Annotated in this window: 13 protein-coding genes; all 13 read right to left on the bottom strand. The window is 52.1% G+C overall.

Annotated features, from left to right (window positions below; translation table 11 throughout):
• Nucleotides 1–3 precede the first annotated feature (3 nt).
• From HXZ99_RS05540 to mraZ, 13 genes are read right to left on the bottom strand one after another with little or no spacing between them, the layout of a single operon-like run.
• Nucleotides 4–765, bottom strand: coding sequence for a cell division protein FtsQ/DivIB (locus HXZ99_RS05540; RefSeq protein WP_194756278.1), 762 nt, complete (start codon nt 763–765; stop codon nt 4–6).
• Nucleotides 766–772: 7 nt separating this feature from the next.
• Entirely contained in the window at nt 773–1,693 is a 921-nt protein-coding gene (locus tag HXZ99_RS05535) for a D-alanine--D-alanine ligase (protein WP_194756277.1), read from the bottom strand.
• On the bottom strand, nt 1,690–3,162 hold the full coding sequence (gene murC / locus HXZ99_RS05530; protein ID WP_194756276.1) for a UDP-N-acetylmuramate--L-alanine ligase: 1,473 nt from the start codon (nt 3,160–3,162) through the stop codon (nt 1,690–1,692). The genes HXZ99_RS05535 and murC overlap by 4 nt, the downstream gene beginning before the upstream one ends.
• Nucleotides 3,159–4,244 carry an undecaprenyldiphospho-muramoylpentapeptide beta-N-acetylglucosaminyltransferase gene (murG, locus tag HXZ99_RS05525; RefSeq protein ID WP_194756275.1) on the bottom strand — a complete coding sequence of 362 codons (1,086 nt, stop codon included), beginning with the start codon at nt 4,242–4,244 and terminating at the stop codon, nt 3,159–3,161. The genes murC and murG overlap by 4 nt, the downstream gene beginning before the upstream one ends.
• Nucleotides 4,241–5,503, bottom strand: a complete 1,263-nt coding sequence (ftsW, locus tag HXZ99_RS05520) for a cell division protein FtsW (RefSeq protein WP_194756274.1) — start codon at nt 5,501–5,503, stop codon at nt 4,241–4,243. The genes murG and ftsW overlap by 4 nt, the downstream gene beginning before the upstream one ends.
• Entirely contained in the window at nt 5,490–6,842 is a 1,353-nt protein-coding gene (gene murD / locus HXZ99_RS05515; protein WP_194756273.1) for a UDP-N-acetylmuramoyl-L-alanine--D-glutamate ligase, read from the bottom strand. Before murD ends, ftsW begins: the two co-directional genes overlap by 14 nt.
• A gap of 20 nt (nt 6,843–6,862) precedes the next feature.
• Nucleotides 6,863–7,948, bottom strand: coding sequence for a phospho-N-acetylmuramoyl-pentapeptide-transferase (mraY, locus tag HXZ99_RS05510; RefSeq protein WP_194756272.1), 1,086 nt, complete (start codon nt 7,946–7,948; stop codon nt 6,863–6,865).
• Nucleotides 7,942–9,360 carry a UDP-N-acetylmuramoyl-tripeptide--D-alanyl-D-alanine ligase gene (locus HXZ99_RS05505; RefSeq protein WP_194756271.1) on the bottom strand — a complete coding sequence of 473 codons (1,419 nt, stop codon included), beginning with the start codon at nt 9,358–9,360 and terminating at the stop codon, nt 7,942–7,944. The genes mraY and HXZ99_RS05505 overlap by 7 nt, the downstream gene beginning before the upstream one ends.
• Nucleotides 9,357–10,814 (bottom strand): UDP-N-acetylmuramoyl-L-alanyl-D-glutamate--2,6-diaminopimelate ligase, encoded by a 1,458-nt coding sequence (gene murE, locus HXZ99_RS05500; protein ID WP_194756270.1) that lies wholly within the window; start codon nt 10,812–10,814, stop codon nt 9,357–9,359. Before murE ends, HXZ99_RS05505 begins: the two co-directional genes overlap by 4 nt.
• Nucleotides 10,807–12,543 carry a penicillin-binding transpeptidase domain-containing protein gene (locus HXZ99_RS05495; RefSeq protein ID WP_194756269.1) on the bottom strand — a complete coding sequence of 579 codons (1,737 nt, stop codon included), beginning with the start codon at nt 12,541–12,543 and terminating at the stop codon, nt 10,807–10,809. Before HXZ99_RS05495 ends, murE begins: the two co-directional genes overlap by 8 nt.
• Nucleotides 12,534–12,869 carry a cell division protein FtsL gene (gene ftsL / locus HXZ99_RS05490; RefSeq protein ID WP_194756268.1) on the bottom strand — a complete coding sequence of 112 codons (336 nt, stop codon included), beginning with the start codon at nt 12,867–12,869 and terminating at the stop codon, nt 12,534–12,536. The genes HXZ99_RS05495 and ftsL overlap by 10 nt, the downstream gene beginning before the upstream one ends.
• A complete protein-coding gene (gene rsmH, locus HXZ99_RS05485) occupies nt 12,866–13,807 on the bottom strand; it encodes a 16S rRNA (cytosine(1402)-N(4))-methyltransferase RsmH (protein ID WP_194756355.1) in 942 nt (313 codons plus the stop codon). The genes ftsL and rsmH overlap by 4 nt, the downstream gene beginning before the upstream one ends.
• Nucleotides 13,804–14,262, bottom strand: a complete 459-nt coding sequence (gene mraZ, locus HXZ99_RS05480) for a division/cell wall cluster transcriptional repressor MraZ (protein WP_143235389.1) — start codon at nt 14,260–14,262, stop codon at nt 13,804–13,806. Before mraZ ends, rsmH begins: the two co-directional genes overlap by 4 nt.
• Nucleotides 14,263–14,295 lie beyond the last annotated feature (33 nt).

Below are 14,295 nucleotides of genomic sequence, written 5' to 3'. Positions count from 1 at the left end.
TGATCACGGCTTACTCACTTCTTTTTTGTCACGCCAACCAATCGCAATACCAGTGTCATAGCGCAGGTCTGCGTATTTCACCGGCTTGGAACTCTCGCTCTGTATCACCGGATACAGATCCATAAATCGTTGAATCCGCTCTAAACGTGCTTCTCGTCCTAAGCGAAGCTCAATATCATTGTCTAACCATACCCGCAGTGAATAACGTTCACTTAACTGCACCCGGGTAATCCGCATATCGGCAATACGCAATAACTCACTCATTTGCCGATATTGCTCCAGCACATCCTGATGTGCTGATTCAGGTCCCTCTAACAGAGGCACCTGACCTCTTATCGCCTCTGCATCAGCACTGAACACATCGCCTTGCTGATTCATGACGTAGTTCTGGTTCCATACCGCAACCGGTTGCTGCTCAACGACATAAATTCGCAGTCGTCCCGGCCACTCTTTGCGAATTGATGCGGAATAAATCCACGGTAACTGTTCAATTCGCTCGCGAATATCATCGACATCCGCGGTAAAAAAACTACCCACTTCGCCAGCAAGGATGGCATCACGTATCTCTCCATCCGTTGTGTGCTGTCGTTCTCCGTGCAGAATCACCCCTTCCAAGGGCACTTGTTCCGCATCGGTTACGATTCTAAGCAGTTGGTAACTGCCGAAAACCAGCCCGAGCACAATCACCAGAAATACGGAAACGCCAATCATGAACTCCCATTTTTCACGTTGTTCCGCTTTCTGCTCGGGTGAAGGTTCGCGCATCACCAACTCACCCCAATGTATATCCGAGTACTCGCTCCACTAATTGCGGGAACGTCAATCCATGCTGCTTTGCCGCCATCGGTACCAAGCTTTTCTCGGTCATACCCGGTGCCGTATTCAACTCCAACAGCTGCAGATTACCCTCGCCATCTTCCATCATATCAATTCGACCCCAGCCTTTTGCACCGGTCGCTCTAAAGGCAGTAAGCGCTAACTGACGAATTTCCTTTTCACGCGCATCAGATAAACCGGCTGGGCATAAATACTCGGTCGTATTGTCTTGGTACTTGGCCGCATAATCGTAAAATGCATGGGGCGTTTTCACCCGAATCACTGGCAATGCTTCTTCGCCTAGAATTGCCACCGTGAATTCAGCTCCCGCGAGCCAAGCTTCCACTAAAATCTCTTCATCAAACGCTGCAGCCTGCTGCAGCGCTGTCATTAACTCATCGGCGCTTTCTGCCTGACCCATGCCAATGCTGCTGCCCTCGTGGGCTGGCTTCACCATAACTTTGGCGCCCAAATCCGCAAGTAACTGCTCTGCATCAAGCGCTGCTAAATGCTTTTTCTGAACCGTGACTGACGCTGCCGTCGGCAGCCCCATGCCCCGCCACAGTGCCTTGGTTCTGCCTTTATCCATGGATAGTGCACACGCCAACACACCACTGCCGGTGTAAGGAATGCCAAGCGATTCTAGAATGGCCTGCACCCGTCCATCTTCGCCGGCGCCACCATGCAATACATTAAACACGCGCTGAACGCCGGTTACTGGCAATTCCAGTAGCGACTCCACCTTAGGGTCAAAGGCGAACGCATCTACGTTTAACGACTCCAATGCTGCTAACACCGCTGCACCGGAGCGCAACGAAACTTCCCGCTCTGCCGAGGTGCCGCCCATCAGCACTGCCACTTTACCGAGCGCATTCATGGCGTAGTCCCCACTGAATGCTGCTTCATACGTTCTTGATCAAGCTGCAACTCATTTAACATGCGCGCTAATCCGCCCACGTTTCCAGCACCTTGAGTCAATACCAAGTCACCGGCCTGAATAATTTCTGAAAGGCGCTCTGGTACCTGTTCAACCCCTTTCACGTACACAGGGTCTACCTTCCCGCGCTGACGGATAGAGCGACATAAAGAGCGACTATCAGCACCTGCCACCGGATCTTCACCCGCGCTGTACACTTCCAACATAATCAGAGTGTCGGTTGCACTTAATACGTCAACAAAGTCTTCATACAAATCACGAGTTCGGCTATAACGATGAGGTTGAAAACACATCACTAAGCGTCGTTCTGGCCAACCCTCACGTACCGCGGCAATGGTGGCAGCCACTTCAGACGGATGATGGCCGTAATCGTCCACCAAGAGCACATCACCGTCACCGCAGGCAAAGCTGCCATACTGTTGGAAGCGTCGGCCAATTCCTTCGAATTTCGCCAGCGCTGCCACTATGGCTTCATCGGCAATGCCATCATCCATGGCAACCGCAATTCCTGCCGCTGCATTAAGCGCGTTGTGCTTGCCGGGTAAATTCAATTCGATGGCTAATGGATCATGCCCCTTGCGCAACACAACAAATTCACTGCGATTACCACTCTGACGGTACTGGGTGACACGCACATCTGCCTGCTCAGAGAAACCATAGGTGGTAATTTGACGCCCCACCCGCGTGAGCAATGACGCGATGACTGGATCATCCACACACATCACCGCCAAACCGTAAAACGGCAAGTTGTGCAAAAACTCAATAAAGGTGTCTTCCACTCGGCTGAAATCACCTTCGTAGGTATCCATGTGATCCGCTTCAATATTCGTCACCACGGTGACCATCGGCTGGAGGTGTAAAAATGACGCGTCACTTTCATCGGCCTCGGCGATTAAATATTTACTGCTGCCTAAGCGAGCGTTCGCTCCGGCACTATTTAACAAGCCCCCAATCACAAAGGTGGGATCAAGGCCTGCTTCCGCAAAAATACTCGCAATTAAGCTCGTGGTTGTGGTTTTGCCGTGGGTTCCAGCAACCGCGATACCATGACGGAAGCGCATTAACTCAGCCAACATTTCAGCGCGGCGCACCACGGGAATCAGTAGTTCTTTGGCTGCAAGCAACTCAGGATTATCTTTGCGAATCGCGGTAGACACCACAACCACGCTGGCCGTAGCCACATGACTGGCGCTATGGCCAATTTTAATGCTTGCACCTAAACCGCGCAGCCGCTGCGTGTTTGGGTTTTCGGCAATGTCAGAGCCACTTACTTGATACCCCTGATTCAGCAATACCTCGGCGATGCCAGCCATTCCGGCGCCGCCGATACCGACAAAATGAATCCGTCGTACCCGACGCATTTCCGGTACGTTGATTACTTTAAATGCTTGCTCTTTGGAGACGGTCATACGTCTTTCCTCTCCACCATTAATGCTTCACATAGGGCAACAATTTTTGCCGTTGCCGCAATGGGTGCTTCTCTGCGCGCATTCGCTGCCATATTCTTAATGTGCTCAGGCGCATTCGCTAATACTTTCAGTTCGTCACACAAACGGGTCGCCGAGCATTCCGGTTGCGGGAGTAACAACGCAGCACCGCGATTACTCAACACGTGCGCGTTCGCCGTTTGATGGTCATCTACCGCATGGGGGTAAGGCACCAAAATGGACGCTTTACCGGCCATACTTAATTCAGCCACCGTAAGGGCGCCAGCTCTACCTATCACGATATCAGCTGCCTGATATGCTGCCGCCATATCCTGTATAAATTCATCGACCTGCACGTCCACATTGGCCGCCACCTCTTGGTATTCTGCTGTCACTTCTGCCGCACGCCCTGCGCCTACTTGATGACGCACCTTTAACGCCGGACCACACCATCGCGCCAACGCCGCTGGCACCGTTTGATTCAGATGTTGCGCACCTAAACTGCCCCCTATCACAAGGATTCGCAGTGGGCTGCCAATGGTGATCGCATCGGTTGAATGCAGTGCACAAATGTCGTCTCTTACCGGGTTTCCCGTGACATCGGCATGGCCCAAAAATACCTTCGCATCGGCAAAGCCGAGCAGGGTACGTGTTGCAATCTTGGCAAGCAACTTATTTGTCAGACCTGGAATTGCATTTTGTTCATGCACCACCAACGGAATGCCTTTTTGTCTTGCTACAACCCCAACCGGGCCCGCGGTATAACCACCAAAACCAATGACTAAATCAGGCGCTTCGGCTTTCACTACGCGGGCACATGCCCGTAACGCTCGTAACAAATTAAATGGGGCTTTTAGTAACCCGAGTACGCCTTTGCCGCGCAATGGTTGTAACGGCAGGCCATGAAAAGTAAAGCCTGCTTCGGGGACAACCCGCGCCTCAATGCGATCCGCAGTACCGACCCAGACCACGTCATGACCATTTGCTTGCAATGCTTTAGCAACGGCTAAGGCCGGGAACACATGGCCCCCAGTGCCACCTGCAGATACGAGAATGCGGCTCATCGGCTACCTCCTCGGGCGGTGCGAGGACCACCTTTTACCTGAGCGGCCTCACCTGCAGACCGTTGTAATCGATATCCGGTGCGCACTTCATAATCAATGCGTAGCAAAATCGCCATCGCTGCGCACATCACCAGTAAACTTGACCCACCGTAACTTACAAACGGCAGTGTTAGCCCCTTGGTTGGAATTAGGCCCGAGGCAGCACCCATGTTGACCGCCGCCTGCAAGCTAAACCAAATACCGATGCCCTGGGCCAAATAGCCGCTAAACGGACGTTTTTGCCGTAACGCTTTTTGTCCTAACAACATCGCTTTAATCACGATAAAGGCCACTAACAGTATGGTGGCTAACACGCCTACAAAGCCGAGTTCTTCTCCGATCACGGACAAGATAAAGTCGGTGTGCGCTTCGGGTAGGTACTGAAGCTTCTGGACACTGTTGCCCAAACCTTGTCCGAGCCAGTCACCGCGGCCAAATGCCATGAGTGATTGAGTCAACTGGTATCCGGTATTAAAAGGGTCATCCCACGGATTCATAAACGAAGTAACCCGCGCCATCCGATAGGGCTCAGCGGCGATAAGCAGTACAAAGGCAATAAGTACCGTCATTACCAGTCCGAAAAACTGCACCGCACGGGCGCCAGCAAGCCACAACATCGTCATCGCCGTGGTGGCCAACACCACCACTGTACCTAAATCAGGTTGTGCCAGTAATAAGACGGTTAACACGCCTAAAACCAGCAGCGCTTTCATAAAGCCTTTCCAGTTTTTGCGAACTTCGTCGTAACGACGGTCTAAGTAACTGGCCATATAAATCACAAAGAATAGTTTTGCGAACTCGGCTACCTGCAACGTAAATGGGCCTAGCTTTAACCAACGGGTTGCGCCATTCACCGTATGCCCAACCACTAACACCACCGCGAGCATGGCAATTGCCAGTAAACACAACCAGCCACTCACGGTTTGCCAGCGCGCCACGGGAATCATCAGAACCAATAACGCACCCAGAGTGCCGAGCACCATGTAAAATCCGTGGCGGGTCACAAAATAAAACGGATTTCCGGTTAATCGTTCCGCTGTGGGTAATGACGCTGACGCCACCATCACCAAACCCAACGCGAGCAGAATAAGGCTCGCCCACAACATGTGACGGTCATAAAACTGCATACTTCCGGATTGCTGAAAGACACGCCCAACACGCTGCCAGAGGCTATCGCCGGTGCGGATTTCCAGTTCCAGTTGCGGTTCAGTCGTGCGCATAGTACGCCTCCACTGCCGCACGGAACTTCATTCCGCGTTCTTTGTAATTAGCAAACATATCCAAGCTTGCGCAGGCCGGTGATAGCAGCACCATGCTGCCATCGGTGCAATGTTTGGCCGCATAAGCAACAGCTTCATTCAAACTTTGTACCTGACGGGCGCCGGTTTTCAGTTCAGCAATCTTACTGCCGTCTCTTCCTAAGGTAATCAAAACATCAACATGAGCTAACACTGGCCGTAACAGGCCTAAATCGGCACCCTTGGCATCGCCACCGGCAATCAGGATCAAACGACCTGGGACCGTAGGCCGCAACCCTTCAATAGCGGCCACAGCGGCGCCTACATTGGTTGCTTTGGAATCATCAATCCAACGTACGCCCTTGTGTTCAAACACCAATTCACACCGATGCGGCAGGGCCTTAAAGCCTTTTACTCCGCGCGCAGCTTCCACAGGTGCAATACCCAAGCCATGTGCCAAAGCCATCGCCGCCTGCACGTTTTGAACGTTATGCATGCCTTGAATAGGCAAACTCGCGACGCTCAGCAGTGGTTTGTCTTGCCAGCTAATCCATAACCCATCGGCACGACGGGTTAAGGCAAAACCTTGGGCAGCATCCGAGGTGCCAAAAGACACCTTGGACATCCCTCTACGGCGAAATACTGGCTTGGTTTTTTCGTCGTCACGGTTCCAAATACACATACTGGCATGCTGATAAATTCGATGTTTCGCGCGCTCGTAAGCACGCTCGTCGTCGTAACGGTCGAGATGATCAGCGGTAATATTTAAGATACACGCGGCTTTTAACTTCAGAGACTCAACTAGCTCTAACTGAAAACTAGAGAGCTCTAACACAAAGCAATCGTTATCACTGTTATTCGTTAAATAATCCAATACCGGCACGCCGATATTACCTGCCACCGCGGGATTCATGCCGCAGTTGCGCAATATATGGCCGGTAAGTTCGGTAACCGTGGATTTACCATTCGAGCCGGTTACCGCCACCACGGGCACTGCTACCACCCAGGCAAATAACTCAATGTCGGAGATCATTGGAATGCCCGCATCTGCCGCCATTTGTAGATTGGCATCTCGACGGTCGATACCTGGACTCACGACAATTAGATCCGATTGCAGTAAATGTTCGAGTTGGAACGGACCAAAATAGCACTCGCACTGATCTGCAATATCTTTTGCATCGGTGGCCCCTGGCGGGTTAGCGCGGGAATCGAGCACCACCGGGCGTACCTTTTGCGACAACAAATAACGCGCACAGGACACCCCAGTCAGGCCAAAGCCCAACACGGTAATGGTGGTGAAATCTGTGAGTGGTCGCATCATAGTTATTCGCTATCCCTTATTTAACGCAACTTCAATGTGGCGAGGCCAATAAGCACCAACACCAACGAAATAATCCAGAAACGCACAATAACCCGCGGCTCCGGCCAACCTTTTAATTCATAATGATGATGAATGGGCGCCATGCGGAATATGCGCTTACCGCGCAACTTATAACTACCGACTTGTAGCATCACCGACAGTGTCTCTATGACGAACACACCGCCCATGATGAACAGCACCAATTCTTGTCGAACCAAGATGGCAATGACACCTAGCACTGCGCCTAACGCTAACGAGCCAACATCGCCCATAAATACTTGCGCCGGATAGGTGTTAAACCATAAGAAACCAAGCCCTGCCCCAACAATGGCAGCACATACCACCGTCAGTTCAGCCGCGAGCGGGATGTATGGGATCTGTAAGTAGTCGGCAAAGTTCACGTTGCCCGTCACGTAAGCAAATACCCCGAGCGCGCCCGCCACCATGATGGTCGGCATGATGGCCAAACCGTCCAGTCCGTCGGTTAAATTAACCGCGTTACTGGTTCCGACGATAACGAAATAAGCCAGCAACATGTACAACATGCCAAGCTGAGGCATCACGTCTTTAAAGAACGGGATTAACAGTGCCGTTTCTGCCGGCTGGGTGGCGGTCCAATACATGTAAACCGCGGCTGTTCCCGCCAGTAGTGATTGCCAGAAATACTTCCACCGCGCGGGTAAACCATTGGGGTCCTTGCGCACAACCTTGCGATAATCGTCGATAAAACCAATGATGCCAAAACCCGAGAGGGTGAGTAATGTGACCCACACGTAGCGATTACTCAAATCAGCCCAGAGCAGCGCAGACACCAAGATACTAATCAGGATCATTAAACCGCCCATGGTGGGCGTGCCTGATTTACTTAAATGACTTTGCGGGCCATCGTCACGTACGGTTTGTCCAATTTGTAACCGTTGTAACCAACGAATCACTTTAGGACCAATCCACAACGACAATACGAGTGCGGTAAGAATGCCCATGATCGAGCGCATCGTGAGATACGAAAAGACGTTAAAGCCCGTAGCCACGTTTTGTTGTAAGTATTCGGCCAGCCAGACTAGCATGTGGCTTTCCCCCGTCGTTGAGTTGTAATGTTCGCTGCCAGCAGAGACTCAACGATGCGCTCCATACGCGAACTCCGTGATCCTTTCACCAAGATGGTAATCTCCGGATGCTGACTAACTTCTTCTAAAAGACCATCGACAACCGCGTCGATAGAATCAAAATGACGACCACCATGGCCGTTAAAAATTTCGCTGGCACTCTGGCTCAAGACCCCAAGGGTGAACAAGCCATCAATGCCAGCGGAAATCGCGTACTCACCCACCTCTTCGTGGTATGCCCGCGCGTTTGCCCCTAGCTCCCCCATGTCTCCAAAGACAAACAGTCGCCGTCCTGGGAGGCTAGCAAGCACATCAATCGCTGCTTTTGCCGAACCCACATTGGCGTTATAAGTATCATCGATAAGCTGCACACCCGGAGCTGGCTTGTGAACCACCATACGCCCAGGAACCGCCTGCATCTTGCCAAAACCGCGCACAATTTCAGCAAAACCCAATCCTAGCGCACGGCACATGGCCACAGCTGCCAATGCATTCATTACATTATGTTTGCCTGGCAACGTGAGCTGAATCCGGTGCGTTTCCCCTTCCGCGTGCAGCGTAAATTGCGCACAACCTTCTTCGTTCATGTGAATATCGGTTGCGCGCACGTCGGCTTCGGAATTGTCGATTCCGAAGGTCTGATGGTTGCGTCCCTCAAGCTCACGCAACCAAAATTCATGAAACTCTGAGTCGCGATTGGTGAGCACCAAGCCACCTTCAGCGACACCGCGAAATATTTCTGTTTTCGCTTTCGCCACGCCGCAAATATCGCCAAATCCCTCAACATGGGCCGGAGCCACATTGTTTATCATGGCCGCATCGGGCTGCACTAAACTCGTTGTGTATGCAATTTCACCCCGATGATTGGCACCAAGCTCTATCACCGCATGGGTATGTTTTTGGGTGAGTCGCAACAACGTCAGAGGAACGCCGATGTCGTTGTTGAAATTGCCCTGTGTCGCTAAAACTTCACCCTGAACCGACTCCGCCTGCTGTAAAATAGCCGCAACCATTTCTTTTACGGTGGTTTTACCGCTACTTCCGGTAATAGCAACAGACCGAGGGGCTACATCGGCTTTAACTGCCGCAGCGAGGTCGCCCAGAGCTCGACGCGTGTCTCGCACACGAATCTGAGGTAAGGAAGTACTTACTTCTCGATCGCATATCAGCGCACATGCGCCGGCCTGCTCTGCCGCCTCGACAAAATCGTGGCCGTCGAAGTTTGGTCCTTTAATGGCAACAAATAAGTCGCCTGCAGCCACTTGGCGGCTATCAATCACCACATTCCCCTGCACTTTGCGAGCGCCCGTTTCTTTATCAGAAAGCTCACCCGCGACATGGGAAGCGACCCAATGCAATGTCACTGGAATCATGCTGCACCCCCTAGGACTGACGCAACAACCGCCCGTTCATCATAATCAATCGATTTTGTTCCAATTACCTGATAGGTTTCGTGCCCTTTTCCAGCCAACACCACCACATCCTCGGCGGCCGCCTTGCGGATAGTTTCAAGCACGGTGCGCGAACGCCCAGGCGAGGCAATATAAGCCGTATTCGCAGGCATACCGCTGATGATGTCATCAATGATCGACTGTGGATCTTCGGTCCGAGGGTTGTCATCGGTGACGACAATTTGATCTGCACAGCGGGCCGCTACTTGTCCCATCTGCGGCCGTTTTCCGCGATCGCGATCGCCACCACAGCCAAACACACACCAGAGTTTGCCGTGGCAATGTCTGCGGGCCGCGGTGAGCACATGTTCTAACGCATCTGGCGTGTGAGCGTAATCAACCACGACCAGTGGAAAACCTTCTTTCTTAAACGTTTCCATGCGCCCTACCACAGGCTTAAGATGGCTGACTAAGGCGGCAACATCCGCTAGTTCATATCCGGCCACGAGCGGGCTTAATAAGGCGGCAAGTACATTGGCGACGTTAAAGTCTCCCAACAATGGGCTGCGCACACGCAAGCGTTGGGCAAACCAACACAAGGTAAACTCTGTGCCGTCGTCGGTATAGTCGATGTCGATGGCCACTAGCGTATTGTCTCGGCCCACCGCGTCCGCTTCCATGGAGTACCAAAAATCGTGGGCCGTGCCCCAACTGGCAACGACCGAATCATCCAAGTTGAAAATGCGGATGGCGCTCGGGAAATCGGTGAATAGGCGTTTTTTCGCCGCGATATAGGCGTCCATAGAACCGTGATAGTCCAAATGGTCGCGACTCACATTGGTGGCGATCACGGTAGCAAAACGGAGTGCTTCTACCCGATGTTGAACTAACGCGTGGGATGAAACTTCCATGGCAACACTGCGTGCGCCTTCGGCATAGAAACCGGCGAGGCGCTGCTGCACAGTCACTGCATCGGGCGTTGTATTTTGTTCAGGTAATAGTTGTGGCATCACGCCACTGCCAATCGTGCCCAGCACCGCTGCTGCGGGTTCAAGGTGGTGCCACAATTGCGCAATCAGATTACTCACAGTGGTTTTGCCATTGGTTCCAGTTACCCCAATAACCCGCAGTTGATGGGATGGGTTGCCGTGAAAACGGCCTGCTACTTCTGATACCTGCTGCTTTAAGTTTGGAACACCAATCACAGGAACCGCATCCATAGTACCGGCGGTCCATTCATCCATATCGGCTAAAACCGCACTGGCGCCCGCCGCAATGGCCGCATCGATATAATCTCGGCCATCAGTTGCGTATCCAGGAACTGCAATAAAGGCATCGCCCGCTGCGACCCGGCGGCTATCAAGTTTTAAACCCGAAACCATCATGTCGGGCAGTTGAAACGGACAGTCTGGAATCAGATCAAGGAGCTTAATCATTGGCACTCCCCCATCCAGCAACACGCAATTGGCGTCCGGTTAAATTATCGGGTGCTACGTTCAAAATTCGCATACTTTCTTCTGCAATGGCGGAAAATACAGGGGCCGCCACTGTTCCCCCATGATAACTATCGCCTGCAGGCTCATTGATCATCACAACAATTGAGAGGCGCGGACGACTGGCTGGAAGCACACCGGCAAATAACCCGATGTACTCGTCACCATAACCGCCTGCCACTGCCTTACGCGAGGTACCGGTTTTTCCCGCAACCCGATAGCCTGGAACCCGGGCCCGCGTTCCCGTGCCATCTTCGGAGGTCACCGATTCCATCAGACGTAGCGTTTCTCGCGTTAGTTCACTGGGGAATACTTGGCGTCCGGCAAAGGGTTGATCCACCTTGAGAATACTTAGTGGCCGCTTCACGCCACCGTTACCGAGAATGGCGTACATCTGTGCCAGCTGTAGGGTGGTTACCGATAATCCGTAACCGAAAGAGAGCGTGGCAATCTCAAAATCGGACCAGCGTCGCTGATCCCGCAATACGCCCATACTTTCGCCGAGCATATTTATACCGGTATCGCTGCCAAAGCCCATTAAGCTATACAGATCGAGGAAATCTTCGCGCTCCATGCCCAAGGCTAACCGTGATGTTCCAACGTTACTGGAATGGGCAAGCACCCCCGACAAATTGAGTTCTCCGTAGTTGCGAGCATCTTGCACGCGACGGCCACCGACGCGCATCCAACCCGGGCTGGTATTCAGCTTATCATCAGCGCTAACCTGACCCGATGTTAATGCCCCGAGCACCACTAAAGGCTTAATGGTTGAGCCCGGCTCAAAACTATCGGAAATGGCTCGGTTCCGCATTTGGTGCGGTTGCATGCCACTGCGATTGTTCGGATTGTAAGATGGACTATTGACCATGGCTAACACTTCACCCGTGTTCACATCTAACACCACGACCGAGCCCGACGTTGCTTGGTGATAACGCACCGCTTTGGTCAGCTCGCGATAAGCCACCGATTGAATTCGTTGATCGATGCTTAGGGTTAAATTTTGTGGCAGTAGACTCTCGGTGACTTCAATTTCTTCAACCAATCGCCCTTGGCCGTCACGACGAACCCGACGTTGTCCCGGCGTGCCCGTGAGCAGATTGTTATACACAGCCTCAACCCCATCGAGACCTTCAGCATCAATGTTGGTGATGCCGACAACATGGGAGGAAATCTCACCCATGGGATAAAAGCGTCGAGATTCTTCTTTCAATCCCACGCCGGGAATTCGTAATTGTGCAATATAATTCGCCACTGCCGGTGTCAGCATGCGCTCAAGATACACAAAACGACGTTGGGGATTTTCGACTTTACGTAATAATTGCTCTGTTGAGGTATTGAGCACGTCTGCCATCGCCTGCCAACGGCGCATATCGCTTAAACCGTTGCGATCATGAATAACTTTCGGGTCTGCCCAAACGGTTTGCACCGGGACACTGACCGCTAATTCAACACCATTGCGATCGGTGATATTACCCCGTTGGATCCGATCTTGCGCAACACGAATAGAGCGCAAATCGCCTTCGTAGCGCAGACGGTCTGGCTCAATCACTTGGATATAGGCGGCACGGGCGACCAACGCCGTAAAGCCCAGTACCAGGGCTACCAACACCACCATAAAGCGCCCAGGCATGGGTTCTGGACGCAGTATCTTTTCATTGCGTCTTACCGCCATGGCACCAGTACCTCCTGATCGTCTGCAGGACGCCGCATACCTAACTCGCGTTGAGCGATAGTTTCGATGCGGCTATGTTCTGACAGTGCTGTTTGCTCGATAACCAAATGCCGAAATTCAACATCAATGGCATCCCGTTGGCGCATTAACTGTTCCCGTTCCGCCAGCAGCTCACGATTGAGATGAGTCAGATACACAGTGGCCAGGGCACTTAAAATCGCCAGTAGGACCCAAAACACCAATCCCCGATACTGACGAATGTCACTAAAGATGACTTGCAGTAAACCGGGGTGCGCATGGAGGCGTTTTAGATCAATTTTTTTCATGGCAGCCGCTCCGCAACTCGCAGCACAGAACTCCGTGCCCGTGGGTTTACCTGTAACTCTGCAGCGCTTGGCTTAATGGCTTTACCGATCGGTTTTAAGGTTCGGTTATCCTCAATTTGGTCTTCTGTAAGTGGTAAACCAGCCGGCACTTGCGCCCGACGGCTTTGTTCACGAATGAACTGCTTGGCAATCCGGTCTTCCAAACTATGAAAACTAATAACCGCTAGGCGTCCACCCGGTTTCAGCGCATCAACGGCCGCGGCAAGTGCTTCGTGCACTTCGTCCAACTCACGATTGACATGAATTCGGATCGCCTGAAACACCCGTGTTGCTGGGTGTTTTTGCTGCTCCCGCGCCGGATTTATTTTTCGAATTAACTCCGCCAATTGGGACGTGCGTGTGAGCGGTTGATGTTGCCGTTGCGCAATAATGGCTCGGGCGATTGGCGCCGCATATTTTTCCTCACCATACGTACGAAAGACATAGCACAGGGCATCCATATCAGCGTAAGCCAACCAATCGGCAGCAGACTCACCCTGTTCAGGGTTCATGCGCATATCGAGCGGACCATCGCGCATAAAGCTGAATCCTCGTTCGGCATCATCAAGCTGTGGGGATGAGACGCCAAGGTCGAAAAGGATACCGGCAACACGACCGCGTAACTGATGTTGTTCGACAATATCAGCCAGTGAAGAGAAAGGAGTGTGGAAGAAGTGGAAACGTGGATCATCAGCCAACGCCTGAGCGGCCTTGGCGGCTGTAGGGTCACGGTCAAACGCGAACAGCTTGCCTGCGCTGCCCAGTTTTTCAAGCACAGCCCGGCTATGACCACCCCGTCCGAAGGTGGCATCAATGTATATTTGGTCCGGCTGGATCGCTAACGCCTCAATCGACTCCGCTAGCAACACCGGTACATGTTGCGGTGTCTGCGCCATTATAATGAAAAGTCTTGTAGTCGATCACTTAATGTAAAGTCGCCTGCCTGCTCTGCCGCAATATCATCTGCGACTTGTTGCTGCCAAACTTCCTCATCCCAAATTTCAAATTTGTTGAGCTGACCTACGAGCATTAACTTTTTCGTAAGGCCGGCATGTTGACGAAGTGGTGTTGCGATAAGGACACGACCGTTTTTGTCCATTTCGCAATCATCGGCATAACCTAACAACAATCGCTGGAGACGACGCTCTGAGGGGTTCATGGTCGATAAGGTGGATAATTTCTGCTCAATCACCTGCCATTCCGGAAGCGGGTATAACAAAAGGCATGGTTGTTTGATGTCAATCGTACAAACCAATTTGCCTTCGCAATCCAACGACAAAAGGTTACGATACCGCGCGGGTATCGCAAGGCGACCTTTGTCATCAAGACTGATACTGTTAGCTCCACGAAACATAATCTATTAGCGGGATCACAGAATGATCCACTT

This window comes from Aliidiomarina indica, from assembly GCF_015354615.1.
GTDB classification, from domain to species: Bacteria; Pseudomonadota; Gammaproteobacteria; order Enterobacterales; family Alteromonadaceae; genus Aliidiomarina; species Aliidiomarina indica.
The sequence above is the reverse complement of the archived record's forward strand: the minus strand, read 5'-3'. Positions and strand labels throughout refer to the sequence as shown.